We start from the raw sequence: 26,370 nt of genomic DNA on the forward strand, positions 1-26,370 counted from the left end.
TGGAAAAAGCCAATCAATCACTTTTTACACAAAATGTATATTTTAGTATTTTATTAACAAGTTTTTATTAATCTCAAAGACCTAAATTTATGGATTTCATCTCAGTAAAAGGTGTAAATATTGATAAACTATACTATTCATTTAGATAAAATATAAAACATATACTATTTCTAATTGGAATTTTTCTAAATGTATTTCATTCAATAAAAAAAGATTGTAGATCAACTACAATCTTCCTTGCGCTGCATGAGCATGCTGCACTTTTTTCCCCCACACGATGGATGCAGCGAAACTGACGCAAAGCACCAGTGTTCCAAACATAAAAGGAAACTCAATATTCACATCAAATAATATACCAGCAAGACTCGGTCCGACGATATTGGCAAGGCTCATAAAGGATGTATTGAGACCGCCTGCCACCCCTTGCTGATTGCCTGCCATCTTGGACAGCAATGTATTGAGGGCTGGACGGACAAATGACGTAGCCGATAAAAATAAAATCGAACCTGTAAAGATCAACCAAAAGGACGGCGCAAAACGGCAGGCGATCAGCATGAAAGCCGCACCTAACAGCGCATAACGCACGACTCTCATCTCTCCAAATCGTTTCACACAGGCATTCACTAACGCACCTTGGACAAGCACCCCAGCGAGACCCGCAACCGTAATCACAAAGGCAATATCTTTCGGTGAAAATCCGTGTTTTTGGTCTACATATAAGCCGAAAATCGATTCAAAGTGAATGATCCCGAAATTGAGGACAAAGGCCAATATAAACAAAAAGCCGTACGATGTCTTTAGGGCCTCGATCATTTGTACAAAAGGATTGAAATGAATGTCCTTGTTGAGCCGCGCCTCTTCCTGCTTTTCCTTTGTTAATGTTTCAGGTAAGAATAGGATGGATAACAAAGTAGAAAGGGCGGCAAAGGAACCAGCAATGAGAAATGGAAAAGCGATCCCGTACTCAGCCAAATAGCCGCCTACGCCCGGCCCAATGACAAAACCTAGTGTCATCGCTGCACTGAATAGGCCCATTCCTTTCCCTCGGTCCTTTTCACTTGTGATATCAGCGATGTATGCAAACATGGCCGGCATGAGCAAAGCCCCGGCAGCACCGCCTAAAAACCGAGACACAAACAGCATCCAAAGCTGATCAGCAAAAGCAAAAATAAACTGAGCAATCGTAAAGCCGGCAATCCCGGCAATGATCAATTTTCTTCGTCCAAATCGATCGGTCAGTGCGCCGGCGATCGGCGATAACGCAAATTGTGTGAGGCCTGTTGCAGCGACAAGAAAACCGAGTGTTTTTCCTGTTGCGCCAAAGGCTTCGATGTAACTCGGCATAACAGGTACAATGAGGCCAAAGCCAAGCATGGCAATAAAAATATTGAGCATCAAAATGTATAATCTGCCCATCTTCTTCATACAAAAAACCTCTTTCTGCAAAATAAATGAAAATGATGACAAAAAGGATGAGAACTTCTCCAGTATAGCGATAACCTTATCTATAAGTCTAGTTTTTCAAAAATTAGCGTTCTTTTCCAAATGAAAAATACCCGCCAGTGGCGAGTATGATGTATCTATTCAGCTTGTTCATAGATAGAAAGAGCCGCCTGAAGCCCTGCTCCGCAATGGATAGATGCACCGTGTTTGATGAGAATCGCTTCCAGCCCTGCTAACACAAACAGCACATTTTCCTTTCGGCAGCTGTAGCCCATTGTCCCAATTCTCCATATACGGCCGGCAAGCGGTCCAAAGGAGCTTGCAATCTCAATTCCAAAATGATGGAGCAGGTCGAAACGGACCGCTTCTCCGTCAATACCCTTTGGAATGACAACACAGGTCACAACCGGCATTTTACAATCTGGATCACCAAACAATTCAAGCCCCATCGCTTCAAGACCTTTCATCAAGGCTTTTTCATGATACGTGTGTCTTTGAAAACGTTCAGACAGCCCTTCTTCCAGCACAAGACGAACCCCTTCTCGCAGTGCATAGAGCATCGTTGTCGCTTCTGTATGATGATTTAATCGTCTTGGGGTCCAATAATCCTGAAGCTGGCTTAAATCAAAATAATTGCTTTTGATTGGAGAAATATCGATCTGTTTTTGTAATTCATCCTGTGTCGCTATCCCTTTTTCTACTTTCTTTCTCGATTCAATGACAGCTGCGACTCGGTCATTATAGGTAATAGGTGACATGCCTGATGGAACAGATAAACATTTCTGCGTGCCGCCAATCGCCGCATCAATTTCCCATTCGTCCACTTTTACCTCGACACCGCCAATGGTCGCCACAGCGTCTACAATGAACAGCGCATCAAGAACCCGGCATGCTTCACCGATTTGCTTGAGCGGCTGCAATCGTCCGGTGGATGTTTCACCATGAACCATGGCAACGATTTTAGGCTTGACCTGCTTTATTTCTTGGATGATGTCGGCAGGATCAAAAACCGTCCCCCATTCACATTCCATAGTATGTACCTCAGCACCGTAGCGCTGCCCTATTTCAATGAGCAGGTGACCGAAGCGTCCAAAGACAGGCACAAGCATCGAATCTCCCGGCTCAATCACACTGGCGAGCACAGCTTCAAGCCCTGAACGGGACGTACCGTCAATTGGATAAGCCCATTTGTTTTCTGTTTGAAAAAGTGACCGCAATAAGGTCATTGTTTCGTTCATTATGTGTGTAAATGCTGGATCAAATTGACCGAGAATAGGGGTGCTCATCACACGGAGCACTCTCGGATCTACTTCTACGGGCCCCGGTGTCATTATCGTTCTCGAAGGTGTTTGCAGTTCTTTCACGTTATCCATCCTCTCCCTTGCTGTCCATCCTTATAAGCCCACTTATACAGGAATGCTCTTAAAATAGCAATCTCTTTTCCTACGAACTCATTACATAAAATTTACGATAAATCCATTTATTTCTTCATGACAATATGATAGAAATAAAGAGAATACATTCCCTATCAAGGAGGAAATCGAATGAAAAGAACTTTATTTGGAACTGTGGCCGCCGGAATCATGATATTCGGCACATTCGCCGCCCCGCTGCCTCCAGCTGCAAACTCTCAAGGTTTCAATCTGAATGAACCTAGTCAAACGATCACCTTTTCCCCGTTACAGCTTCAAAACGAAACATCTGCACAACAAACGCAAACTGCCGCCACAAGTCAAATCGATTCCTATTACCAATCTGCTGCTGGCAAATCAGGACCCGCTCTTAAAAAGGCTTTACACGATATCATTGATGATCATACGCAGCTATCCTACAGCCAGGTTTGGGATGCATTAAAGAAAACAGATGAAGACCCCAATAACTCTAACAATGTGCTGCTGCTTTATAGTGGTGCCTCCCGCTCAAAGCAAGCGAATGGTGGAAATGTCGGCCAGTGGAACAGAGAGCATGTCTGGGCAAAGTCTCATGGCAATTTTGGGACAAGTCAGGGGCCTGGGACAGATCTCCACCACCTTCGTGCGACAGATGTGCAAACGAACAGCACACGTGGAAATTTAGATTTTGATACAGGCGGTAATGAATACAAAGGGGCGCCGGGCAATTTCTACGATAGCGACTCATTCGAACCTCACAGCCGGGTCAAAGGAGATGTTGCGAGAATGCTCTTTTATATGGCGGTTCGCTACGAGGGTGATGACCGCTTTCCAGATTTAGAATTAAACGACAAAGTGAATAATGGAAGCTCGCCTCTTCACGGCAAAATGTCTGTGCTTCTCAAATGGCACAAGCAGGACCCAGTCGATCAAATCGAACGGAACCGCAATGAGATCATATATCAAACGTATCAGCACAACCGCAATCCTTTTATTGATCATCCTGAATGGGTAAGTGAGATTTGGGAATAAAAAAAGGCACTGCTATAAACAAGCAGTGCCTTTCTTTTGTTCAAGAGGACAAACAAGACAATAATCAAGACTCTCTGATTTTTTCTCAAGCTTATAATACATACAGCAGGTTTTCCGGTTGGATGTTTCAAGTAAGCTGTCGTCTAGGTTTAAACTGTGCTGAAATGGATTTTGCTGAGCTCCAAATACATCCCCAGCCGCCTGCTTCAGATACAGATAATCCTCCCGCACACGCTGCTTCACCGCAGGTTCTTCCGCTTCCCGCATCATGCTTCGATAAAGAGAGTTGATTCGAACCGCTACATTTTCCCATAAAATACGAGAAGAGAGTTTTGATGTGCGGTTCAGCACGTCTAAAAGAGGTGTGACACACTCCGTAAACAGTGCACGTACGACCTTCTCTCTCCATTCATGCCGATCTCCTGCTAGTGGAACAAACGAACACGCTGCCTCATCAATTTCAATTTTCCGATCCTCTCTAAATGCACATGCTGCTGGTGAAAACTGATAGACACCGTCATACAGCGTCATCAAATAAAGAGAGGAACTGACGGCTAAATAGGCATACCGCTTTGAAAACATAGAAGCTGCTACCGCAAGATTGGGTGCATGCATCGCTTCCTTTTCAGCTTCTAATAAACGTATGACGGCTGCTTCTGAAAAAAGCGCAGCAAGTGTGCGATCAGATGTCATTGGTCCATTTGTGATGTGTACCCCGAAATCAAGTAATTCTCTCTCAACCCACTCTGGCCTCATATCAAAACCCCTATCTTTCGTTTATCGATTTCGCTGTTGATATAACAAATAAATAAAGAATGGTGCACCAATTGCCGCCGTAAAAACACCTGCTGGGACATCTAACGGTAGAAATGCGGTTCTAGCCACAAGATCAGCCAGCATCACGAGAATACTTCCAACAAGCGCAGATGCTGGGACAAGTGCTATGAATGAACGTCCAATGATCATCCGTGCGACGTGCGGCGCCATGAGTCCAACAAATTCAATGCCGCCTGCAAATGCGACTGCAACACCAGCCAATGTCACACTCATCAGGAGAAAGAATAATCGTTTCGCCTGCACTTTTACCCCGAGACCTGTTGCAAGATCATCTCCAAGTTCTTTTACATTCATCGTTCTTGCTAACACCATGACAATCGGTAAAATAATCATCACCCAAGGAAGCATCGCAGTGACATCTTTCATCGTAGAACCATATAAGCTGCCCGTCAGCCAAATATATGACTTAGTCGTTGTCATCGTATCACTAAGAACAAGCGTAAACGTCACACACGCCTTCATAATGGCAGAAATCCCAATTCCCATTAGTACAAGTGTGATCGGTTTGACCCCTTTTTTCCATGACAGCAAATAAATCAGGCACGATACCGCAAACGCACCGGCAATCGCCCATAAGGATTGATAAGCAATGGGCACAGTGCCCATCCAAAAGACGATGAACATAATCGCACCAAACGAAGCACCACTCGTAATCCCAATGATGTCAGGCGATGCAAGCGGGTTGCGAATCAATCCTTGCAAAATAAGCCCTGATACCGCAAGCGAGGCTCCGACTAAGACAGCCAGCAGCGTTCGTGGAATCCTCAGCGTATTTAACACAAAGGAATTTCCCTCTCCCTGACCGATTAAATGAAGCAGCACATCCACCGGCTGAATGAACCGGCTTCCCATACTGAGACTGAGAATAAATAAACCAAAGGCAATGGCCGTCAATAAAAGTAAAATCAAAAACGTCCGCTTTGAAAATTGAAATGAAATGCTCCCGCCTTTAGAACGCACTGTATATGTTTTAGCCACCTGTCTTCAACCCCTTGCGCACGAGATAAACAAATAGAGGCGCTCCTGCTACCGCCGTCATGACACCAATCGGCACTTCCTGCGGCATGATCAGAAAACGAGCCGCAAGATCCGCGGCAAGTAAAAGCGACGCCCCCACAACGGCACAATACGGCAGTACCCAGCGGTGGTCAGGTCCGACAAGCTTTTTCACAATATGCGGCACAAGAAAACCAACAAAACCAATTGAACCAGCAACAGCGACCGAACCACCTGCTAAAAAGACGACGAGTACACCCATCGTGATTTTCAGCAGCAATGTACGCTGGCCAAGTCCTTTGGCAATATCATCTCCTGACAAAAGAACATTAATAGAACGTCCTAGAAGCAGCGCCACAATCGTCGCACCGAGAATATAAGGTAACACAGGGATTAACATATCAATGCTTCTTCCAGACACTGAACCAGCCATCCAGAACAAAATACTTTGAATTGACTGTTCATTCACGATTAAAAGACCTTGTGTAAAAGACGCAAACAGTGCAGATATCGCCGCTCCTGCAAGGACAATTTTGACTGGCGTTAATCCATCTCTACCAATGGAACCCAATAGAAAAACAAGCATCCCTGCAATCGCTGCGCCTAGAAAGGCTGTCCACATATAACCTGTTAACGACTCTGTTGAAAAGAAAACAATCGAAATCACGATAAAAAAGAGTCCACCTGCATTAATTCCTAATAAATCAGGCGCCGCAAGCGGATTTCTCGTTAATGCCTGCATCAGTGCACCAGAAATAGCTAGACTTGATCCAACGACCGTCGCGATTAAAGCTCTTGATAATCTGGATGTCATGACAATCACACTGTTTGGATCCGATTCATCAAATTGAAGAAACGCATGGATGGTGGCTTTGAGGGAAATTGAGGTTTGCCCAAGGGAAATACTGAGCATAAAAAAGACCAACATCAACAAAATGAATCCAGCAAAAAGCAGTGCCTTGCTTGAATCCTTTTTTAATAAACTTCTCATCTGATTCCCGCTTTCAATCTGTTATGGAAAAAAGGAGAAAATGGTATGTTCACATTTTCTCCTCTGTTATGACTTATTTATCAATTCCTAGACGATCGTAAATATCATCAAGCATCATGTTTGCAGCGATAATACCTCCGCCCATGTTCCAAGTGATTTCATCTACTTTATGCACTTGTTTCGCTTTCACTGCGTCAAGCTGCTTCCATAAAGGATGACTCGTCCACTCTTTATATGCTTTCTCAACCGCCTTATCTTGATCATCCATGAAGTAATAGATCACATCTGCATCCATTTGCGGAATACTCTCTTTGTCTGTCAGTGTAATGATGTCTTGCTTTTTATCTTTGACATTCTTAGGTCCTTTAAAGCCTAACTCTGTTAAAATCGACCCTGCGAAACCAGTTTGATAGATTCTAGCATGGTCTGCACGGAAGTTGACCACAGACACACTCATTGGCCAGTTTTTGATGTCTTTTTTCGCTTTTTCTTTGAAGTCAGCGACGCGGTCATCCCACTTCGTCAGCAATTCTTTTGATTTGTCTTCCTGATTTAACGCTTCACCCATCAACTTCACTGTATCTTTAAAGGTGAACACTGTTTCTGTTGCAACAGTTGGAGCGATCTCTTGCAACTGATCAAAAATTTGCTCGTGGCGGATTTTTGATGCAATGATCAAATCAGGATTGAGCTTTTCAATTTCCTCTAAATTTGGCTGTGTTTCCTGCCCAACAATTTTAACATCCTTTAAGTCATCTCTTAAATATTTATACGTAGGTGCTTCAAGCCATGATTCAACAACACCCACTGGTTTAATGCCCATAGCGACTGCTGCATCCGTTGCTCCTTGGTACAGCGTCACAATACGCTTTGGTTTATCCTTAATATTGTCAGTTGAACCGATAGCGCTTTCAACAGTCCTTGTTTTCTCTTTATTACCTGACTTGCCGTCACTGCTATTGCTGCCGCAAGCTGCAAGTAAAACGATGGAGAGCACAACTAATAGCGACCAAAAAGATTTCTTGAACATGTACCTCACCTATCCATTCTATATGTAGTCATATCGTTTGATAACGATTCTCATTATCACATTATGATTTTATCATAGAAAAGGATGGTGTCAATGTAAATTTTTAAGAAAATGGGAGAGTATTGACTAGTTGTTCTTATGAAATAGGATGATTCCACATTTGGATCGTCCTGCCAATCTGTTTTCCCGCTTCTAATAAAATCGACAAATGGGTATGTCCTTCCAGCACTTGATAGACTGATTGTTTTTTGATTGGTTCTTTCGGCAGCTCATGATAGGGAAGAAATGTCTCGACGTCATACAGCTCATCCTTGCTGCCTACAAACATGCCATACGGCCGATCCATCTTCGCAAATTGTTTTTTAGGTGCAGATGGGGTTAAGGCAAGAGATAAATTGACGGTGATAGCCGTCAACAGAAGCGGATCCTGCTCAATTGCCCATGCAGGATAACGAAAACGAACCGCTTCAGAATGACTCATCAGACTCCCTTTTGTCATCGCAGACAGAATGAACTTCCATACTTGAACGGTGGCAAAAGGAATTTGATCAGCCCTCGCAGTACCTGATTTATAGCCAAATTCAGGTGCGATGAAAAAGTAACCGTCTACTTCTCTTTTTTTTGGCCAAGACAAGTAGTTAAGCAGCAGGCCCGCTCCCGAAGAATGACCACAAAGGTAGATGGCACCTTTATGATCCTGTTTAATGGCATCCACAACCTGCGACATATCTTGCCATACATCCGTGACACTAGGTGTATCCCCTTTTTTTCCTTGTGAATGGCCATGGCCTCTTAGATCAAGTAAAAATACATTTACGTGAAAATCATGTTGCAGTGTGTAAGCGATATGCTCATAACCAGCCAAACTATGAGCACCACCGCCATGAATCAAGATCACATTGGCCTGCGTGTTCTTTTCTGATAAAAAGGGATAATACGCAAGGCTTGTACCATCATGTGATGAAATGAATTGTCTTTCTGGAATATGTACAGAGGCTGCTTGTTGCATACTTGTAAACGAGAATGGTTCTGTCTTGGTGTGTGTCAATTGATTTCGCTCCTTTAGCCAGAAATGAGAATGACTAAGCCGAATTAGTCATCCTCCTTCCTGCATCCTATTCATTCATATCCTGCAGAGGGAAGGTCTTACTTTTTCTAAAGCATACCATAAGAACATGTCAATAAAGTCGGTGCTTTGTAAAACGCCTTTCATCATACTGTACATCTCTTTATGAATGCACAAAAGACGAACGTCCATCGTTCGTCTTCTTTCCTTACTTCACTTCCTCATGCTCTTGAGCAGCATCTCTTTTGCTCGCGATAAAGAGTGCACAGGTCATAGCAAGAATGGCCAGCGCCCACCAGAAGGTCGATACCGCCTCTTCATGATCAATGATAATTAAACGGATGACTGCTGTGATCCCTATATAAATAAAATAGCGAAGCGGAAAATGAAAGTTGGATTTAAAGTATTTAATAATTAAGGCAATAAACTCAAAGTACATAAAGAAGATCAGCAGTTCCCCAAGCATTCCATAATAGCTTTCTCCTTTATTGAACAGTGTCTTATAAACAAATTGGACAATGTACCATGTTTCACTGATTAAGAGAACACTTAAAGCGATGGCCAAAAAGAACAGACAGATATTGAGAAGGCCTTGTAAGAGATCAGGTATCTTTTGGAAGTTGTTGAATCGTTTCATTGAGTTGTCTCTCCATTCCAGTATATTCATTTGTTTTCTACATTTTGATGTTCCAAAATCGCAGCACGATGTAGTAAATGCCGTTCTTTTCCATCCTTTCAAACTGCCCGTGCATGCGGGTCATCATTCGTTTGATGCTTCGTTCACCAAGTCCAGTACTTTCCTGCGTGTCATTTGTCTCGTTTATCGCATTGCTGATATGGATCTCAAAGATTTCTTGATCGGATAAAAACGTGAGGTTGATATCCTTTTTAGGATCTGCGTATTTCCTTAAATTGGACATCACATTATCAAATACTCGGCCAAGCAGCTCGACATTCACATTGATATAGCTGTCAGGCAGCTCTCCTAAAAGATGAACCTTAAAGTTCTCTTGATGCAGAATGGCCACCTGATCTGACAGGAGATCGTAAATCACCTCTTTGACTGCAACGGTCTCAAGCTCAGATTCATGTTCTTTATCCAGCAGAAAATAGGCAAACAGATTGTTAGACAGATTTTTTAATTGCAGTGCTTTCCCGTAGGCACTCGCTATATATTGATCTTTACGGGTATCCGCTCCAGTCTCCTCTTTTTTCGCAAACTCCAGATTCATCATCAACGACGTCAGCGGTGTTCTCATATCATGGGACATTTCGGTGACCAAGCTGCGGCTCTCTTCTTGCAGCTCATCAATGGCTTGAAGCTTGTCCACAAAAGCTTTTCGCAGATCCTCAATACTTTTGGCAATCATCGCTAATTCATCATGCCCTTTTACCGTCATCTCATAGTCCAGCTCACCGCCTTCAAGAATATGAATCTCTTGATGAATCGTTTGCAGGTAGCGCAGACTTTTGCGAATGCCAAGAAGAACTATGAGGAGAAATATAAGCGTCGCCCCGAGCAGCTCGAGTGTAAAGGCCAGATCGTGGTAACGAGATGAATAGAAACCATCCACCATGACGCGGCCATTACCGTCGCTAAACTGAACCGGATACGAATGGTGTTCAGCGTACTGGGTCATCCTTTCTTTTCCGTACGCCGATTCATCGGCAGCGGAATAAATAGAGTCATATTGCAGCACTTGATCCTTGAAAATGGTCAAATTAATGTAATTCTCTTTTTTCACCCACTCGCCAAACGCTTTTCGATCCGTTGAAGACAGCCCATTCTCAGACACGTAGCGGCTGAATTTTTGAATATACTTGGCTGACTCCTGCTCGTAATACTCGTCAGAACTCAAATATCCATCAATTAAATCATTGGTGATCTTTTGCAGCGTCAAAAAGACAATACCACTCACAATTGCAGCCGCCAAAATCAACAGAGCCAGCTTTTTGGTCAGTGTATATTTACGTTGTGCCAAATCGATATCCTCTTCCCCATTCTGTTTTGATATATACAGGGCGCGCAGGATCATCTTCAATTTTGGCACGAAGCTTTCGAATATGCACCATCACCGTATTGTTGGAACAATAGAAATAGGGCTGTCCCCACACGCTTTCATAAATATTTTGAGCAGAAAATATTTTGTTTCGCCTGCTCATGAGCAGCTTTAACATCCGATATTCTAGATCAGACAGCTTAATTTGCTGGTTTTCTTTCCATACTTCATTAAATTCTTCACTTACCCTCAGCTTACCCCCAACAAGAAAAGTCTCTTCCTGCTCCTTCTTTTCCTGATAGACGGTATACCTGCGTAATTGTGCAATGACTCTAGCATGAAGCTCCTCTTCTGAGAAGGGCTTTGTCATATAATCATCCCCACCGGCAAGTAATCCTTCAGTTTTATCGAATGTACTCGACTTGGCTGTCAGAAATAGAATCGGAACGTTAGATGAGGATCTTATGTGCTGGCATGTTTCGATGCCTGAGAGCCCTGGCATCATCACATCTAAAATCACCAAATCGAGCGAATCATCCACAAGCTTCAATGCTTGCTCGCCATTCATCGCTCTTAGCACCTCATATCCTGCACGTGAAAGGGATTCCTGAAGAAGGTCACCAATATCCTGATCATCTTCTACGACTAATATTCGATGGGTCATGTCTCTCACCTCATGTAATGTGTTGCTCTTTCTTTTATGTCTTTACTATATATCATCTAACTATGTGAAAAGATACAGCATAAACCTTAACAGTTTATGAATTTAAGAATCTGCCATCAAATGGACACATTCATTTCCAAAAATTCACTTCTTCATAATTGGTTAAGAATTGATCTATATATTGATTCATTGTAAGGATCAATGGTTCGATCCAAATCACATTTATCATAACAGGAAAAGGGGCACGGATATGAATGCAAACAAAGTAGCACACGGACAACCGATGAGTCTGCGAGAAAGGGTTCATTTCTTGGACATCGTACGAGGATTCGCCTTAATGGGGATTATTCTAGTCAATTACTTTTTGATCATGGATTCGGCCAAGGGATTTGACATGCAGTCAAATGATGTCTTTCACAATGTGGTGAATTGGTTTGCCTCGGGGAAATTCATTACACTGTTTTCCTTTCTATTCGGGGTTGGTTTTATGATTTTTATGGACCGAGCTGCTCAGAAGGTGGACAGCCCAACCAAGCTGTTTGCACGCAGGTTAACCATTCTCTTAGGATTTGGCCTTCTGCATTTGACCTTTGTTTGGATTGGTGACATTTTGGCCTATTATGCAGTCGCTGGCTTTTTATTGCTTTTCTTTTACAAACGAACAGCCAAAACCATCCTATACTGGCTCATCACACTCTTTGTGATTCAATTGCTCACACCTATTTTCACGATGCTGTTCAATACCATGAACACAGCATCATCAGGCAAGCCGGATTTTGCTGATTTCGAGCTGACCAGCCACAACAATCTGACTTATTTAGAATCAATTAATGATCGGTGGACAGATATGGTCACAATGGCTTCCGGTTCTTTTTCCACCGTCTATTCTATGTTCTTCATGTTTTTACTTGGTGTGTATTTTGTGAAAATGGAGTTTTTCAAAAACATGGAGGCGAAAAAAGCGATATGGAATCGCATTTGGGTCATTTTCACAATCGCGTTTCTGATTACACAGAGCAGCACGATCATAGCAGCGGTCAATCCTTTTGAAGATACACTCTGGGTGAACATTGCCACTGCTCTGGAACAAAACGGGGGATTAACTGGCAGTATGTTCTATATGAGTACACTTGCGATGCTGTTTCTGCACGTTCCTCAGCTGCGAGGTGCTTTAATGGTCTTTACAAAAGTCGGACGGATGTCCCTGACCTGTTATTTGCTTCACTCCATCATTGGCACAATGCTATTTCTGAAATACGGGGCCGGACTTGCCAATCATCTTCAGCCAGCTGGCACGTTTATGATTGGACTGGGGGTTTATGTCTTCCTAGTGCTCTTCAGTACGCTATGGTTAAAGCGGTTTAAATATGGCCCGATGGAGTTTATCTGGCGTCAGCTGACGTATGGGAAGGTTGATGATAAATCGAAAACAAGCACAATGCATGTAGCGAAGTAACTGACATCATAGTAGTTAAAAAGAGTGAGAAAAGGCGAACTTTAGTGGTTCGCCTTTTCTGTAGTATATTAGTTTTTTGTGATTCAATACTGGTCAATCACTTCTCGCAATTGATTCAAATAACTTTCTTTCAATTCATCTGGGTATTCAATTTTCACATGTTTCCCGAATGACATCAAATAGTGTGTCATATATGATAATTCTTCTTGATTGTACCCACCCACAATATAAGGAATATGATCAACGATCTCCAATTTCATATTCGGGTAATGATGCTTCAAAAATTTTTCTTTTCCTTGTTCCGTTAATCGACATTTAAATGAGATATCATGATAAGTTTTTTCGTACGCGAGTTGCAGTTCTTTTAATTCTTCCTTCGTAAATGTATCTCTGATTTCTTCTTCAATCATCATGTCCTTCATAAAGTCACATCTATAGATGCCCCACTTTTTATTTTGAACATCATATGCTTGAGTAAACCAAATGCCATTTCGATAAAACAACTCAAGAAATTGCAGCCTGATCCATTTATTTTCATATTGAGTGTAAGTCATCTTCACTATTTGATCTTCCATTATCGCCTGTAAAATCAATTCCAAATGATTTTGTTCACTAACTGGTGCGACATTATAGTAATGAATCACATCCAAAGTCTCCGTAATCATTTGCTTTCTCTCATCAGACATTGTGGCAAACAACTTTTGCCGAATTTGTGAGTAGGATTTTTTAAATGGTGTTGCTGACACCAGGTTTAGCGCTTTAAGAGCGAAAAAAATAGCTTGGACTTCTTCTATATTGAAATAAATAGGAACCAATGGAGATTGATTCACCAGTCGATATCCTCCATGTCTGCCATTTTCAACGTAAAAAGCTAAGCCCATTGACTCTAGCTCTTCCATATCTCTTAAAGCCGTCCTTTTAGAAATGCCAAATTCGCATTGTAAATCCTTTAACTGAAAAGAGTGTTTATCACTTAAAAAAATAAGTTCTTGGTTTAATCGTTCTGATTTTTTCATTTGTTTCCCTCTTAAAAAGGTGCCTTCTATTGTCACCTTTATCATTTATACTCAGCTTATCAAAAGAAAAGGAGCATGTACATGCAAACATTAATTATTAACGCGCACCCAGATTTCACTCATCGAGAAAGTTATTCAAACAAACTGCAAACACTATTTTTAGAACAGTTTAAAGAAAGGTTTCCTCATGAAGAACCAACCATTTTGCATTTATATGGAACTGAAATTCCTCGTATCGAAAAAGAACAGCTGCTAGGTATTTGGGATAAGCAAGCATCCGAACAAACATTAACGGCTGCCGAAGAAAAAATCGCCGCTGCGTCATCTGCTTTATTGGCTCAATTCAAAGCACATCATCGAATTGTGATCGTGTCACCTGTTCATAATTTCAATGTGACTTCACGATTGAAAGATTATATAGATAATATCTTTATTGCGAGAGAAACGTTCAAATATACAGAAAGTGGTTCTGTTGGTCTGATGACTGACGATTATCGTGTACTTTTACTTCAAGCAAGCGGCTCAATTTTCACAAATAACGATCGATATACACCTCTGGAATTTTCACATCATTACCTAAAAGAAATATTCCAAAACTTGATGGGCTTTCAACAATTTCATATTGTCCGAGCACAAGGAACAGCGATTTTAGAGCAAGATGCCATCTTACAATCCGCATCTGATGATATGACGAAAACCTTAGAGGAGTTTTATGCACCTAGTTAACTTCTATTTAATCAAAAAGACCCAAAACGAAAAATCGTGCATTTTTTGATAAAAATCACCTTTTTCGTTTTAGGGTGCTATAAAATCTTTCAGTTGATGTACATCGGCGAGACCCCAAGCACTGCGACTTCATTTCAATTACGACATACTTTATTTATGCCACATTCTCAACTGCTAGTAAGACTATTTTTTATAACCAATACTGCCGTTTCACGCGGATGGCTAAGAGGAAAATGATGGCCATACGGAACTAAATCAACCTTACCAAGATGCGATGGAGCAGAATAGCCTTTGTCATACTCCCCCCAAATCATGTGAAGATTATGCTTTGTTGCTTCATTGAAATCACCGTGATCGTTTTTCAATAGTAAATGGCTAAGCTGAACCGTCGTATTTAAAATTCTAGGAGAAGTAAAGCTGTTTCTGATTTTTTCAATATAATGTTCAGGGATACTCTCCGTCCTTTCAAACAAACCATTACTTAATAAATAGCGCTCTATCATTTTAGAAGTTGCTAATTTTAATGTCCATTTGTTCATCCATTGTGGAACATTTAGCGATTTAGCATTTTCTTTAGCAACAGGCGGCTGAAGTAAAGTGATTGAATACTTCTTATCTATGTACCCTTGTCCCAATGCTTCAAGTAAGATAAATGCACCGAATGAATGACCAATGAGATGTGCACCATTTGTCGCTTTCTCCAATAACTTTTTCACTACATTCAAGTAGATATCTAGAAGGTTTTTCTCTCGTTTAAAAGGAGATCGTCCCAAGCCAGGAAGATCCAAGATCCATACAGGTTGACCCGTTTTTTCATGAAGCTCTTGCGCTAAAGGAAATAAATCCTCTCCATCACTCAATAAACCATGTAATAAAATAAACGGTTTCCCTTCTCCTTGTAATTGGTAAAGGGTGTTGTTATCGCATAATGTTCGCTCAAATACATGATAATGCTCACCATGTTGATCCATCATTCGATAATCCAGATCAGCTACTACGGCAGGGATAAAGTTCATGACACTCGTCTTCTTAAACCAATCCCCTCCCATTATGTTTTTCACTGAAGCATTTGAAAATGTTCGTTTAGTCATAAAATTGAGTCCATCAGAAGGAATGTTTGTTATTTTACTTACTCCACTTTTCATTATTGTTTTCATAAGCGGCATTGGGACAGAGATTTTGGGTGCCCTCATATTCATACTTTCCGACATCACACTTAATAATTCAGCAATGTTCGGATCGTTCTCTTTGTCTTCAACAAGTGTATATGTTTGAATAGCCGGCTGTTCGATCCTGAGAACCTGCACAATAAATTTTGCAAACTCATCGTTTGAAATCAGTGGCAGCCTATATCCCTTACCTCCAGGAATCACCGGCATGAGCCCTCTTCGTATACTCGTCACAAGCAAACCTAATCCTGCTATCTGCTCTGTACTCCCTGTTTTACTACTGCCGACTATAGTTGGCGGATTAATGACAGACAGCGGATAACCTAGTGCTGTGGCCTGTTGACGGATATAAAGGTCTGCTAAAAATTTTGTTCTCTCATATGGATTTTTGATTTTCAAATAATTGTTTCCTTCTTTAAACACATCAATGGCAATCCTGCTATTTTCATCATCAAAGGGACTCATATAACCGACAACATGAATAAAATGCTGCAAGCCCTTCAATTGATGAATACTTTTAGCTAATTCACCAATATATTTGGCGCCATTTAAAAAGACGGAAGCTGCCTCGTTACTTGTCGCTTGAATATCCATGGGGCCTCCTGCGTGAATCAGCACATCCGTTTTCAACACCATCTCCATATCTTTAGCACTTAGACCTAAATCTACTTTCGTTAAATCACCTTCAATAAAGTGCATCACTTCCTGTTTTAAAATGCCTCTTTCTTGAAAAATACGTGTTGCTTTACTTTTCGACCTCACTAAAAGAAGAATGTTCATATCCTCTTTGGCTAATTCTTCGACTAATTGCTTTCCAATAAAGCCTGTTCCACCTGTTAAAAATACTGTTTTCATATAAAGTCTCCCTTTTAGTACTACTTAGTACTAATTTGATGTAAAAAAAATGCTTCTTTATCGAAGCAAGTTAAATAAATGATCTGCTGTTTTTGTGATGACAGTGGCATCCTTCAATGTTTCTGAAATAAATAACGCTCCTTCAAGATTTGTAATAAAAAGTGATGCCACCTCATCAATATGAATCGTATTTCGGAATTCCCCGCTCTCTACCCCTTGTTTCAGTAATAGAGAAACTTTCTTTTGTAATCCTGTGAAAAAAAGACCTATTTTTTCTTTTATTTGCGTGGCCTGTGCAGGACTTTGAATATAAAGAGTAATAAATGGACAGCCGCCCTTATACTCTCTCGACTGAACGCCTTGTGATAATTGCTTTAAAAACAGTTGGATACGATCTTCAACTGAAAATTGGGTCTGAGAAATTACGTCGTCTATTGCAGCTTGATACATGTCAATCCAATAATCAACGACCCCTGCTAATAATTCCTCCTTATTAGAAAAGTGATAATACACATTAGACTTTGACACTTTGCTTACACGTACCAATTCATCCATACTTGTATAAGCAAACCCTTTTTCCAAAAATAATGTTGCAGCTACTTCAAGCACACGTTTTTGATTCATTAATTTTACCTTTGTCATAATTAGAACTATACAGTACTAATTTGAATGTTGCAAGTATTTATGTTCGTTTAGAAAAAAGTTAATTCCACAGAAAAATATGATGGCTTTAATGATGATGATATTGGAGGGGTGGACCTGGCTTCACGAATTAAATACATCTGTCGTTTCATCATGAATGTGAGTAAGAGCCATTTGTTGAGGATGATGAACACTGGATACTTCTCCACATTTACATAAAAAAACACAACGCCATGAAGGCTTAATTAACAAGTGGTATCACTCGAAATTAAATGCCTTCAAAAAGCGTTGTGTATCAATGTTTTTTGTTAACCAATAGAACCTTCCATCTCAAATTTAATCAAACGGTTCATTTCAACGGCGTATTCCATTGGCAGCTCTTTTGTGAATGGCTCGATGAAGCCCATGACGATCATTTCTGTTGCTTCTTCTTCAGAAATTCCGCGGCTCATCAAGTAGAATAGCTGTTCTTCTGATACTTTTGATACTTTCGCTTCGTGCTCTAATGAAATGTTGTCGTTTAAGATTTCATTGTAAGGAATTGTATCAGATGTTGATTTGTTATCCATGATGAGTGTATCACACTCGATGTTTGAGCGTGCACCTTCTGCTTTGCGTCCGAAGTGAACGATTCCGCGGTACGTTACTTTACCGCCTTGTTTCGAAATTGATTTTGATACGATCGTTGAAGATGTGTTTGGTGCAAGGTGAATCATTTTCGCACCTGCATCTTGGTGCTGACCTTTACCTGCAAGGGCAATACTTAATGTCATACCACGAGCGCCTTCACCTTTTAGGATGACTGCTGGGTATTTCATTGTCAGCTTAGAACCGATGTTTCCATCAATCCATTCCATTGTTGCATTCTCTTCACAAATCGTACGTTTTGTCACAAGGTTGAAGACGTTGTTTGCCCAGTTTTGAATCGTTGTATAACGGCAGTAGCCGCCTTTTTTGACGATGATTTCAACAACCGCACTGTGAAGTGAGTTTGTTGTGTAAACTGGAGCCGTACAGCCTTCTACGTAATGCACATGTGCGCCTTCGTCAACGATGATCAGTGTACGCTCAAACTGACCCATGTTTTCAGAGTTGATACGGAAGTATGCTTGAAGTGGAGTATCTACTTTTACGCCTTTTGGTACGTAGATAAATGACCCACCAGACCATACAGCCGAGTTAAGCGCAGCAAATTTGTTGTCAGTCGGAGGAATGACTTTTGCCCAGTGCTCACGGAAGATGTCTTCGTTCTCTTTTAATGCGCTGTCTGTATCTTTAAACACAATTCCTAGATCTTCAAGATCTTGTTTCATGTTGTGATACACAACTTCAGATTCATACTGAGCAGATACACCTGCTAAATATTTTTGCTCTGCTTCTGGGATACCAAGCTTATCAAAGGTTTGTTTGATTTCTTCTGGTACTTCATCCCAAGAACGCTCAGAGCGCTCTGATGGCTTTACGTAGTACGTAATTTCATCAAAGTTTAATGCATTTAAATCTCCGCCCCATTGTGGCATCGGCATGTTGTAAAAGTGCTCAAGAGATTTCAAACGGAAGTCGAGCATCCACTGAGGCTCTTCTTTCATACGAGAAATTTCTTCAACGATCTCTTTTGTCAGTCCGCGCTCTGAACGGAAAATGGAAACGTCTTTATCAGAAAAGCCGTATTTATATTCACCAACATCTGGCATTTTTTTAGCCATCCATTTTCACTCCAATCTTATGATTTGCCGTTATCTTCGGCAGATGCGCCTTTTTCAAGCGCCTTCCAGGATAATGTTGCACATTTGATGCGGGCTGGGAATTTTGCCACTCCCTGCAGCGCTTCAATGTCACCAAGATCAATGGAATCGTCGTATTCTTTTCCTTGCATCATATCGGAGAAAATCCGAGACATTTTCAAAGCAGTTTCAATATCTTTCCCTTTAATCGCCTGCGTCATCATTGAGGCAGATGCCATCGAAATCGAGCATCCTTCTCCTTCAAATTTCGCATCAGTGACTTTTTCGTCTTCAATTTTCATCGTAAGACGAATACGGTCACCACACGTTGGGTTGTTCATATCGACGACAATGCTGTCGTTTAACACACCTTTGTTTCTCGGATTTTTATAATGATCCATAATCACTTGTCTGTACAGTGTGTCTAAGTTTACATTAAAAGACATTCGTAAAATACTCCTTTGTCTTACGGAGCGCTGCAATGAGTAGATCAATCTCTTCTTCTGTATTATACAGGTAGAAGCTTGCTCTTGCAGTCGCTGATACACCAAGCCATTTCATGAGCGGCTGTGCACAGTGGTGTCCAGCACGAATGGCGACACCTTCCGTATCCAGAACAGTTGACGCATCATGCGGATGGACGTCGTCTAAGTTAAACGTCACAAGCCCAGCTCGATGCTGCGGTCCATAAACAGTCGCACCGTCAAGCTCCTTAAAGCGCTCAAGCGCGTAAGTCGCAAGCTGATGCTCGTAACGGCTGACTTCCTCCATACCAATGTCATTTAAGAAGTCAATTGCTTTTCCTAGTCCAACTGCTCCAGCAATAATCGGTGTTCCCGCTTCAAATTTCCACGGCAGCTCTTTCCATGTGGAATCATATAGATCCACAAAGTCGATCATTTCACCGCCAAACTCAGCAGGCTCCATATTATTCAAAAGGTCCTTCTTCCCGTAAAGCACACCGATGCCAGTCGGTCCACACATTTTATGCCCAGAGAATGCGAAAAAGTCACAATCTAGATCCTGAACATCAATTTGCATGTGCGGAGTGCTTTGTGCACCGTCGACGACAATGATTGCCCCATGTTCGTGGGCAATTTTGGCGATCTCTTTAATCGGGTTGATGGTTCCTAATACGTTTGAGACATGTGTGACAGCGACGATTTTCGTTTGATGTGTAATTGTTTGCTTTACATCTTCAAGCGATAGCGTGCCGTCTTCCTGTAACGGAATGTATTTCAATGTGGCGCCAGTTGCTTTCGCTGCTTGCTGCCAAGGGATGATATTCGCATGATGCTCCATATGCGTAATGACAATCTCATCGCCTTCTTTGAGGTTGGCTCTAGCATAGCTGATCGCCACTGTGTTTAGTGCAGTTGTTGTACCTCTAGTAAAAATAATCTCCTGGACAGATGAAGCACGGATGAATGCACGAACTTTCTCTCTCGCACCCTCGTATGCGTCCGTTGCTCTTGTGCCAAGGGTATGAACACCCCGGTGGACGTTCGAGTTGTAAGACCGGTAATACTCATTCATTGCATCAATGACCACTCTTGGTTTTTGAGAAGTCGCTGCACTGTCCAAATACACCAAATCATGTCCGTTCACTTGCTGATGAAGGATTGGAAATTGCTCACGAACGTCTTTGATATTCATTATTTTACTTTCCTTTCAATTACAGAAATCAGCTGCTTTTTAACTCCTTCAATCGGCAGTTCTTTCACAACTGGATTTAAGAAGCCGTAAATCACAAGTCTTTCTGCATCTTCTTTGGAAATTCCGCGGCTCATGAGGTAGTACAATTGAATTGGATCGACACGTCCAACAGAAGCAGCGTGCCCTGCTGTCACATCATCTTCATCAATTAATAGAATTGGGTTTGCGTCACCGCGTGCTTTCTCACTGAGCATGAGGACACGTGATTCCTGCTCTGCATTTGACTTTGTTGCGCCATGCTCGATTTTACCAATTCCGTTAAAGATAGAGGATGCTTGATCCTTCATCACACCATGCTTCAAGATATATCCTTCAGAGTTTTTACCAAAGTGGATGATGCTTGTTGTGAAGTTTTCTGTTTGGTTTCCTCGGCCGACAACTACTGATTTCGTATCACCGAATGTACCGTCGCCCATCAGTTTTGTGATGTTTTCAGACACAACGTCTCCATCATTCATCAGGCCAAGCGCCCATTCGATTTTACTGTCACGGCCATTTGCCATTCCACGTCTGTTCACATATACTGTGACACCTTCTGCAAGGTTATCTACAGCGCCGTATGTGACGCGGGCGTTTGCGCCTGTGAATACTTCAGAAACGATATTGAAGATTGCTTCTTCTGGTTTTGCTGTACTGATGTAGTTTTCTACATATGTCACAGCACTATGATCGTCTGCTACGACGATGACATGGTTGAACAATGTCGTTTCGTCATTTTCATGAAGATAAACAGCTTGAATTGGTGCTTCAAGCTCAACGTTTTTCGGAACATAGAGGAAAGCTCCGCCATTGACTAAAGCAGCGTGTAAAGCTGTTAGTTTATGCTCATCCACTTTCACTGCATCTGTCATGAAGTATTGTTTCACTAAATCTCCATGCTCACGAATCGCTGTATGAAGATCAGTGAAGATCACACCTTTGTCTTTCGCTTCAGCTGAAAGAGACAAATAGGCCGGCGTTTGATCACGCTGAATGTAAACTGTCTTATCTGTGTCCTCTAAATCAATAAGAGATTTCACTTCTTCTGGAAGCTCTTCTAATGATCCAAACGGTGCACTTTCGACTGTATGCTGTTTGAAATTCGTTAAATTCCATTTTGAAATATTCGTTTTGTCAGGCTTTGGCATTGGGAGGTCTTCTGCTTTTTCAAGAGCCTGTAAGCGAAGGGAGCTCATCCATGCCGGTTCCTGATGCTTCTCGGAGAAGCTTTTGACATAATCTTGATCTACTGATAATTTCGTTTCTAATGTCATCAATAATCCTCCTAACGCTTACGCTTCTTGACCAACAGTTTCGTCTTCAATTCCTAACTCTTTTTTAATCCAATCATAGCCTTCTGCTTCTAGACGCTGCGCGAGTTCTGGTCCGCCAGATTTCACGATACGACCTTGCATCATGACATGAACGTGATCTGGTGTGATGTAGTTCAGTAGACGCTGATAGTGAGTGATCATTAAGCAGCCGAAGCTTTCGCCGCGCATTTTGTTAATTCCTTTAGAAACAACTTTCAGGGCATCGATATCAAGACCAGAATCGATTTCGTCAAGGATGGCGATCTTTGGTTCAATCATCATTAATTGAAGAATTTCGTTGCGTTTTTTCTCCCCGCCTGAGAAACCTTCGTTTAAGTAGCGCTGTGCCATATCTGGATCCATTTCAAGGAACTCCATGTTTTCGTCCATTTTGCGGATGAACTTCATAAGAGAGATTTCATCGCCTTCTTCTCTGCGTGCGTTAATAGCAGAACGAAGGAAGTCAGCATTTGTAACACCACTGATTTCAGATGGGTATTGCATCGCAAGGAAAAGACCAGCTTGAGCGCGCTCATCTACTTCCATTTCAAGGACATCTTCGCCATCAAGCAAGATGCTGCCTTTTGTTACTTCATATTTAGGGTGACCCATAATTGCAGCAGATAAAGTAGATTTACCTGTTCCGTTTGGTCCCATTACTGCGTGGAATTCTCCACCTTTTATCTCGAGGTTTACACCCTTTAAGATTTCTTTCCCTTCAATCTCAACGTGCAAGTCCTTAATTGTTAATGTCGAAGCAGTCATATATCGATACCTCCAAAATAATCATTATTCTCAATTTATTCTCATTCTAATTTTATAACAAATTAAAACTGAATACAACACATTCACGATAAGCGTGAGAGGATGCTCTCAAAATTCTAACAAAAAAAGCAGGTAGATAAAAGGATTTATGTCGAAAAGACTGTTTTCATAAAGAAAGGGCGGGAAACTGTTCTCCCCGCCCCTCAGCTATTATTAGCCTCTTATATTCATTTTTGCGAGCTGTCTTTTCTCATCTCGATAGGACTGCTCTCGTTTATATTCCACTTTCATCCTTAAGTCATGGTCTCTTTCGTACTCTGCATAGCTCATGCCATGAGCTTGATGCATGGCCTTTTCCATCTCGGCGGTATAGTCCAATCCCAGTGTACTATGGTCCGAACAAATAATAAACCATTCCCTTCCTTGAGTGTAGCTTTATTGTAGCAAACGTATGCGGCTTCACTCAAAAGGGATATGACGCTCTATGACGTCATATTTTCTCACACATTCGGTTGAGAAGTACTCAACTCCTTGATATGGAAAAATACCTTGTTTTCCTTCTTTTAATGCGTCTGTCCTCCAAATTCATCAATACATTGCTGAACGACAGTGATTCCTTGGCTTAGTGCTGCCCCGCCGCCAAAAGCTGCCGCCACGCTCACAACCTCTAGCAGATTCTCTTCTGTCGCCCCTTGATCGAGCGCTCCCTTTGTATGATAAATCATGCAGTATTCATCCTGCGCATGAATACTGATGCCGAGGGCAATCATTTGTTTTTCCTTTTGCGTTAATGAATCGCTTTGAAAGCACTGCTCCGTAAATTCATTAAATTTCTTTCCAACCACCGGCATTTTCTTCTGGAATTCACCCATTGCGGTTTTATAATCAGTCAGTGATTGCTGCATGGATCCGCTCATATGCTGTTCATTCATTTTGATTCCATCCCTTCAGGTCATTTGTACGTTTTTATTATGAGCGAGATTTGAAAAAATACACAAAAAACCTCGCTTTGATAGAAGCGAGGTTGAAATGTTGTTATTCAGATACAGGCAATACTGCACCGTCATATTTTTTGTCGATGAATTCTTTGATTTTATCAGAGTGAAGAACTTCCATTAATGCCTTGATCTTATCTGATTTTTCGTCACCTTTGCGAACCGCAACGATGTTTGCATATGGGTTGTTCTTTGTTTGCTCAAGTTCGATTGAATCTTTTTTCGGATTCAATTTATTTTGGATCGCATAGTTGACGTTGATAAATACAGCATCGCCTTCACTGTTTTCATAAGCTTTCGCAGTTAATTCAGGCGCGATTTTTTTGAATTTTAGGTTCTTTGGGTTTTCTTTAATGTTCTTTACTGTTGCGTTGATTGTATCAACCTTTGGATCAAGCTTGATGACACCAGCATTTTGCAGAAGGGCAAGCATACGGCCTTGTTCAGCTACGTTGTTTGTCATGATGATTGTTCCGCCGTTTGGAATATCTTTTACTGATTTGTATTTCTTAGAGTAGATACCGAAAGGCTCAAGGTGAACCGCACCAGCACTCACTAGGTTATAATCTTTGTTTGATTTATTTTCTTCGTTTAAGTAAGGGATATGTTGGAAAAAGTTCGCATCCACTTCTTTTTCAGCTAACGCTTTGTTGTACATTTTATAATCGCTAAGCACTTTCACTTTTAAATCGTAGCCTTTTTCTTTTAGAAGTGGTTTTGCTTCTTCAAGAATTTCGGCATGCGGCGTTTTTGATGCGGCAACCGTAATGGTTTTGCTTTCACTTGCGTTATTAGATGAACCGCACGCAGCTAAAATACCTGCAAATGCTAGAAATAGTGCACTTAAAATCAATTTCTTCATGAATAAATCCTCCCTTAACGTTTATCAATTTTATTTGTAATCAAATCACCGATTATTTGAATAATAAAGACGATGATCAGAATAAATACAGTGGCTACAAGTGTGACATCTGTATTACCAGATTGGTACCCTTCCACATAGGCGAGGTCACCAAGTCCGCCTGCTCCAATTGCACCTGCAATCGCAGTAGAGCCAATTAGAGCAATGGCTGTTACGGTAATACCTGAAATAAGGGCTGGCAATGATTCTGGCAGCAATACTTTGAAAATGATTGTTGACGTTTTTGCTCCCATTGATCGTGCTGCTTCAATGACTCCTTTGTCTACCTCACGCAGTGCAATTTCGACAAGACGTGCATAGAACGGAGCTGACCCTATGACAAGGGCAGGGAGTGCTGCATTAGGACCAAGAATCGTATGCATTAAGAATTTCGTGAACCCTAGTAAAAGAATAATTAAAATGATAAAAGGAATCGATCTGAAAATGTTGACGACAGCGCCGATGACAGCATTAATCGGTTTATTTTCCCAAAGACCGCCTTTACTCGTTAGAAAGAGTAATAGTCCAAGGATAATACCAATGGCAAAGGCAAATGCCAATGAAATCAGTGTCATATACACCGTTTCACCTGTTGCACTCCAGATGACGTCTAAATCAACGTTCGGAAACCATTTCTCAAACATGTGTCATCACCTCGATTTCAACCTGTTTGCTTTGGATATAGGCGATGGCTTTTTCTACCTCAGTCTCTTCTCCATTAATGTGGATAAAGAGTGTTCCAAACGCGCCTTCCTGCGTTTGAGAAATCTTCCCTTGAAGGATGTTCACATCAACATGAAACGATCGAATGATTTCTGTGATCAGTGGCTGCTCGGCAGAATCACCGATAAAGGACAACCGTACGACCTGACCTTCTTTTACTCGCTCTAGGACGTGCTCGATTGTTTCTTTCGCTTCCTCTGGTTCCGCAAGCTGTTTCACAAATCGCTTCGTCATTTCTTCCTTTGGCTGTCTGAAGACGCGTAATACTTCGCCTTCTTCAACAATACGTCCATTTTCCATGACTGCGACGCGATGACAAATTTTGCGAATGACGTGCATTTCGTGTGTAATGAGCACAATCGTGAGCCCTAGTCGTTTATTAATATCGGCCAAAAGCTCAAGGATTGAATCGGTCGTTTGCGGATCTAGCGCAGATGTCGCTTCGTCACATAGAAGAACCTTTGGATCATTCGCTAATGCTCTCGCAATGCCGACACGCTGTTTTTGCCCGCCGCTAAGCTGAGACGGATACGCATTTTCTTTTCCTTCTAAACCGACCAATTTAATCAGTTCATTCGCACGCTCTCTCCGTTTCGATGTCGGTACACCTGCGATCTCAAGCGGGAACATAATGTTTTGTCTCACCGTTCTTGACCAAAGTAAATTAAAGTGCTGGAAGATCATGCTGATTTCTTGTCTTGCTTTCCGAAGTTTCGCATTCGATACTTCATTGATCCGGTTGCCTGCCACTTCAACAATTCCTTCTGTTGGCAGCTCCAGACCGTTTAATAGGCGAATAAGCGAGCTTTTTCCTGCACCGCTATACCCGATAATTCCGAATATTTCACCTTTATCAATATCCAAGTTGACGTCTTTCACGGCATCAACATTTCCGCTTTTTGAATGATACGTTTTTGATACATTCTGTAAATGAATCACA

Annotated in this window: 26 protein-coding genes; 3 read left to right on the forward strand and 23 right to left on the reverse strand. The window is 41.5% G+C overall.

Annotation, left to right across the window (positions count from 1 at the left end; translation table 11 throughout):
- Nucleotides 1–225: 225 nt before the first annotated feature.
- Together AMR95_RS08815 and AMR95_RS08820 are read right to left on the reverse strand one after the other, a co-directional pair.
- Nucleotides 226–1,425, reverse strand: a complete 1,200-nt coding sequence (locus AMR95_RS08815; RefSeq protein ID WP_058838113.1) for an MFS transporter — start codon at nucleotides 1,423–1,425, stop codon at nucleotides 226–228.
- A 155-nt stretch (nucleotides 1,426–1,580) separates the two neighbouring features.
- Entirely contained in the window at nucleotides 1,581–2,816 is a 1,236-nt protein-coding gene (locus AMR95_RS08820) for a pyridoxal-phosphate-dependent aminotransferase family protein (protein ID WP_058838114.1), read from the reverse strand.
- 171 nt (nucleotides 2,817–2,987) lie between these two features.
- On the opposite strand from AMR95_RS08820, the gene AMR95_RS08825 reads away from it, so the two are divergent.
- Complete coding sequence (locus AMR95_RS08825) at nucleotides 2,988–3,866, forward strand: endonuclease I family protein (protein ID WP_058838115.1); 879 nt, start codon at nucleotides 2,988–2,990, stop codon at nucleotides 3,864–3,866.
- A gap of 12 nt (nucleotides 3,867–3,878) precedes the next feature.
- Here AMR95_RS08825 and AMR95_RS08830 read toward each other — a convergent pair whose 3' ends face one another.
- The 8 genes from AMR95_RS08830 to AMR95_RS08865 all read right to left on the reverse strand — a co-directional run bounded on the left by AMR95_RS08830 (nucleotide 3,879) and on the right by AMR95_RS08865 (nucleotide 11,450).
- Complete coding sequence (locus AMR95_RS08830; protein ID WP_058838116.1) at nucleotides 3,879–4,622, reverse strand: IucA/IucC family C-terminal-domain containing protein; 744 nt, start codon at nucleotides 4,620–4,622, stop codon at nucleotides 3,879–3,881.
- A 21-nt stretch (nucleotides 4,623–4,643) separates the two neighbouring features.
- The gene (locus AMR95_RS08835) at nucleotides 4,644–5,681 is read right to left on the reverse strand and encodes a FecCD family ABC transporter permease (RefSeq protein WP_058838117.1); all 1,038 of its coding nucleotides are present in this window, start codon (nucleotides 5,679–5,681) and stop codon (nucleotides 4,644–4,646) included.
- Nucleotides 5,674–6,690 (reverse strand): FecCD family ABC transporter permease, encoded by a 1,017-nt coding sequence (locus AMR95_RS08840; RefSeq protein ID WP_058838118.1) that lies wholly within the window; start codon nucleotides 6,688–6,690, stop codon nucleotides 5,674–5,676. The genes AMR95_RS08835 and AMR95_RS08840 overlap by 8 nt, the downstream gene beginning before the upstream one ends.
- A gap of 73 nt (nucleotides 6,691–6,763) precedes the next feature.
- Entirely contained in the window at nucleotides 6,764–7,720 is a 957-nt protein-coding gene (locus tag AMR95_RS08845; protein ID WP_058838119.1) for an ABC transporter substrate-binding protein, read from the reverse strand.
- Between the two features lie 136 nt (nucleotides 7,721–7,856).
- On the reverse strand, nucleotides 7,857–8,768 hold the full coding sequence (locus AMR95_RS08850) for an alpha/beta hydrolase (protein WP_231746877.1): 912 nt from the start codon (nucleotides 8,766–8,768) through the stop codon (nucleotides 7,857–7,859).
- 226 nt (nucleotides 8,769–8,994) lie between these two features.
- Nucleotides 8,995–9,423, reverse strand: coding sequence for a phosphate-starvation-inducible protein PsiE (gene psiE / locus AMR95_RS08855; protein ID WP_039181241.1), 429 nt, complete (start codon nucleotides 9,421–9,423; stop codon nucleotides 8,995–8,997).
- Between the two features lie 37 nt (nucleotides 9,424–9,460).
- Nucleotides 9,461–10,768, reverse strand: a complete 1,308-nt coding sequence (locus AMR95_RS08860) for a HAMP domain-containing sensor histidine kinase (RefSeq protein ID WP_058838120.1) — start codon at nucleotides 10,766–10,768, stop codon at nucleotides 9,461–9,463.
- On the reverse strand, nucleotides 10,755–11,450 hold the full coding sequence (locus AMR95_RS08865; RefSeq protein ID WP_058838121.1) for a response regulator transcription factor: 696 nt from the start codon (nucleotides 11,448–11,450) through the stop codon (nucleotides 10,755–10,757). Before AMR95_RS08865 ends, AMR95_RS08860 begins: the two co-directional genes overlap by 14 nt.
- Before the next feature lie 250 nt (nucleotides 11,451–11,700).
- Between AMR95_RS08865 and AMR95_RS08870 the strand changes: the two genes are divergently transcribed.
- On the forward strand, nucleotides 11,701–12,906 hold the full coding sequence (locus AMR95_RS08870) for a DUF418 domain-containing protein (RefSeq protein ID WP_058838122.1): 1,206 nt from the start codon (nucleotides 11,701–11,703) through the stop codon (nucleotides 12,904–12,906).
- A gap of 83 nt (nucleotides 12,907–12,989) precedes the next feature.
- Here AMR95_RS08870 and AMR95_RS08875 read toward each other — a convergent pair whose 3' ends face one another.
- Nucleotides 12,990–13,922 (reverse strand): helix-turn-helix transcriptional regulator, encoded by a 933-nt coding sequence (locus AMR95_RS08875; RefSeq protein WP_058838123.1) that lies wholly within the window; start codon nucleotides 13,920–13,922, stop codon nucleotides 12,990–12,992.
- A gap of 81 nt (nucleotides 13,923–14,003) precedes the next feature.
- Between AMR95_RS08875 and AMR95_RS08880 the strand changes: the two genes are divergently transcribed.
- Nucleotides 14,004–14,648: an FMN-dependent NADH-azoreductase gene (locus tag AMR95_RS08880; protein WP_058838124.1), complete on the forward strand. Its 645-nt coding sequence runs from the start codon at nucleotides 14,004–14,006 to the stop codon at nucleotides 14,646–14,648.
- A gap of 167 nt (nucleotides 14,649–14,815) precedes the next feature.
- On the opposite strand, the gene AMR95_RS08885 is transcribed toward AMR95_RS08880, so the two are convergent.
- The 12 genes from AMR95_RS08885 to AMR95_RS08935 form a co-directional block, all read right to left on the reverse strand.
- Complete coding sequence (locus tag AMR95_RS08885) at nucleotides 14,816–16,672, reverse strand: alpha/beta fold hydrolase (RefSeq protein ID WP_058838125.1); 1,857 nt, start codon at nucleotides 16,670–16,672, stop codon at nucleotides 14,816–14,818.
- Between the two features lie 57 nt (nucleotides 16,673–16,729).
- The gene (locus AMR95_RS08890; RefSeq protein ID WP_058838126.1) at nucleotides 16,730–17,296 is read right to left on the reverse strand and encodes a TetR/AcrR family transcriptional regulator; all 567 of its coding nucleotides are present in this window, start codon (nucleotides 17,294–17,296) and stop codon (nucleotides 16,730–16,732) included.
- Nucleotides 17,297–17,622: 326 nt separating this feature from the next.
- Nucleotides 17,623–19,020 (reverse strand): Fe-S cluster assembly protein SufB, encoded by a 1,398-nt coding sequence (gene sufB / locus AMR95_RS08895; RefSeq protein WP_017368012.1) that lies wholly within the window; start codon nucleotides 19,018–19,020, stop codon nucleotides 17,623–17,625.
- Between the two features lie 17 nt (nucleotides 19,021–19,037).
- Complete coding sequence (gene sufU / locus AMR95_RS08900; protein ID WP_039181277.1) at nucleotides 19,038–19,484, reverse strand: Fe-S cluster assembly sulfur transfer protein SufU; 447 nt, start codon at nucleotides 19,482–19,484, stop codon at nucleotides 19,038–19,040.
- Complete coding sequence (locus AMR95_RS08905) at nucleotides 19,474–20,694, reverse strand: cysteine desulfurase (RefSeq protein WP_058838127.1); 1,221 nt, start codon at nucleotides 20,692–20,694, stop codon at nucleotides 19,474–19,476. Before AMR95_RS08905 ends, sufU begins: the two co-directional genes overlap by 11 nt.
- The gene (sufD, locus tag AMR95_RS08910; RefSeq protein ID WP_024423399.1) at nucleotides 20,694–22,007 is read right to left on the reverse strand and encodes a Fe-S cluster assembly protein SufD; all 1,314 of its coding nucleotides are present in this window, start codon (nucleotides 22,005–22,007) and stop codon (nucleotides 20,694–20,696) included. The genes AMR95_RS08905 and sufD overlap by 1 nt, the downstream gene beginning before the upstream one ends.
- 18 nt (nucleotides 22,008–22,025) lie before the next feature.
- Nucleotides 22,026–22,811, reverse strand: a complete 786-nt coding sequence (sufC, locus tag AMR95_RS08915) for a Fe-S cluster assembly ATPase SufC (RefSeq protein WP_007500355.1) — start codon at nucleotides 22,809–22,811, stop codon at nucleotides 22,026–22,028.
- Nucleotides 22,812–23,024: 213 nt separating this feature from the next.
- On the reverse strand, nucleotides 23,025–23,159 hold the full coding sequence (locus AMR95_RS19495) for a hypothetical protein (protein ID WP_254965641.1): 135 nt from the start codon (nucleotides 23,157–23,159) through the stop codon (nucleotides 23,025–23,027).
- Between the two features lie 215 nt (nucleotides 23,160–23,374).
- Nucleotides 23,375–23,743, reverse strand: a complete 369-nt coding sequence (locus tag AMR95_RS08920) for a carboxymuconolactone decarboxylase family protein (RefSeq protein ID WP_058838128.1) — start codon at nucleotides 23,741–23,743, stop codon at nucleotides 23,375–23,377.
- 103 nt (nucleotides 23,744–23,846) lie between these two features.
- The gene (gene metQ / locus AMR95_RS08925; protein ID WP_024423400.1) at nucleotides 23,847–24,668 is read right to left on the reverse strand and encodes a methionine ABC transporter substrate-binding lipoprotein MetQ; all 822 of its coding nucleotides are present in this window, start codon (nucleotides 24,666–24,668) and stop codon (nucleotides 23,847–23,849) included.
- Nucleotides 24,669–24,682: 14 nt separating this feature from the next.
- The gene (locus tag AMR95_RS08930) at nucleotides 24,683–25,351 is read right to left on the reverse strand and encodes a methionine ABC transporter permease (RefSeq protein WP_034280845.1); all 669 of its coding nucleotides are present in this window, start codon (nucleotides 25,349–25,351) and stop codon (nucleotides 24,683–24,685) included.
- Nucleotides 25,344–26,369: a methionine ABC transporter ATP-binding protein gene (locus tag AMR95_RS08935; protein WP_058838173.1), complete on the reverse strand. Its 1,026-nt coding sequence runs from the start codon at nucleotides 26,367–26,369 to the stop codon at nucleotides 25,344–25,346. Before AMR95_RS08935 ends, AMR95_RS08930 begins: the two co-directional genes overlap by 8 nt.
- Nucleotide 26,370: the final 1 nt, after the last annotated feature.

Origin of the sequence: Bacillus sp. G1(2015b), assembly GCF_001482475.1 — a bacterium.
In the GTDB taxonomy this organism is placed as follows: Bacteria; Bacillota; Bacilli; order Bacillales; family Bacillaceae; genus Bacillus; species Bacillus safensis.

Excerpts from the sequence above, each read along its gene's own strand:
- AMR95_RS08815 (WP_058838113.1), bottom strand. The coding sequence starts at position 1,425 with ATGAAGAAGATGGGCAGATTATACATTTTGATGCTCAATATTTTTATT.
- AMR95_RS08905 (WP_058838127.1), bottom strand. The coding sequence starts at position 20,694 with ATGAATATCAAAGACGTTCGTGAGCAATTTCCAATCCTTCATCAGCAA.
- AMR95_RS08890 (WP_058838126.1), bottom strand. The coding sequence starts at position 17,296 with ATGAATCAAAAACGTGTGCTTGAAGTAGCTGCAACATTATTTTTGGAA.
- AMR95_RS08820 (WP_058838114.1), bottom strand. The coding sequence starts at position 2,816 with ATGGATAACGTGAAAGAACTGCAAACACCTTCGAGAACGATAATGACA.
- AMR95_RS08930 (WP_034280845.1), bottom strand. The coding sequence starts at position 25,351 with ATGTTTGAGAAATGGTTTCCGAACGTTGATTTAGACGTCATCTGGAGT.
- metQ (WP_024423400.1), bottom strand. The coding sequence starts at position 24,668 with ATGAAGAAATTGATTTTAAGTGCACTATTTCTAGCATTTGCAGGTATT.
- AMR95_RS19495 (WP_254965641.1), bottom strand. The coding sequence starts at position 23,159 with ATGCATCAAGCTCATGGCATGAGCTATGCAGAGTACGAAAGAGACCAT.
- AMR95_RS08875 (WP_058838123.1), bottom strand. The coding sequence starts at position 13,922 with ATGAAAAAATCAGAACGATTAAACCAAGAACTTATTTTTTTAAGTGAT.
- AMR95_RS08885 (WP_058838125.1), bottom strand. The coding sequence starts at position 16,672 with ATGAAAACAGTATTTTTAACAGGTGGAACAGGCTTTATTGGAAAGCAA.
- sufU (WP_039181277.1), bottom strand. The coding sequence starts at position 19,484 with ATGTCTTTTAATGTAAACTTAGACACACTGTACAGACAAGTGATTATG.
- AMR95_RS08870 (WP_058838122.1), top strand. The coding sequence starts at position 11,701 with ATGAATGCAAACAAAGTAGCACACGGACAACCGATGAGTCTGCGAGAA.
- AMR95_RS08830 (WP_058838116.1), bottom strand. The coding sequence starts at position 4,622 with ATGAGGCCAGAGTGGGTTGAGAGAGAATTACTTGATTTCGGGGTACAC.
- AMR95_RS08840 (WP_058838118.1), bottom strand. The coding sequence starts at position 6,690 with ATGAGAAGTTTATTAAAAAAGGATTCAAGCAAGGCACTGCTTTTTGCT.
- AMR95_RS08920 (WP_058838128.1), bottom strand. The coding sequence starts at position 23,743 with ATGAATGAACAGCATATGAGCGGATCCATGCAGCAATCACTGACTGAT.
- sufC (WP_007500355.1), bottom strand. The coding sequence starts at position 22,811 with ATGACTGCTTCGACATTAACAATTAAGGACTTGCACGTTGAGATTGAA.
- AMR95_RS08825 (WP_058838115.1), top strand. The coding sequence starts at position 2,988 with ATGAAAAGAACTTTATTTGGAACTGTGGCCGCCGGAATCATGATATTC.
- AMR95_RS08880 (WP_058838124.1), top strand. The coding sequence starts at position 14,004 with ATGCAAACATTAATTATTAACGCGCACCCAGATTTCACTCATCGAGAA.
- AMR95_RS08865 (WP_058838121.1), bottom strand. The coding sequence starts at position 11,450 with ATGACCCATCGAATATTAGTCGTAGAAGATGATCAGGATATTGGTGAC.
- sufB (WP_017368012.1), bottom strand. The coding sequence starts at position 19,020 with ATGGCTAAAAAAATGCCAGATGTTGGTGAATATAAATACGGCTTTTCT.
- psiE (WP_039181241.1), bottom strand. The coding sequence starts at position 9,423 with ATGAAACGATTCAACAACTTCCAAAAGATACCTGATCTCTTACAAGGC.
- sufD (WP_024423399.1), bottom strand. The coding sequence starts at position 22,007 with ATGACATTAGAAACGAAATTATCAGTAGATCAAGATTATGTCAAAAGC.
- AMR95_RS08845 (WP_058838119.1), bottom strand. The coding sequence starts at position 7,720 with ATGTTCAAGAAATCTTTTTGGTCGCTATTAGTTGTGCTCTCCATCGTT.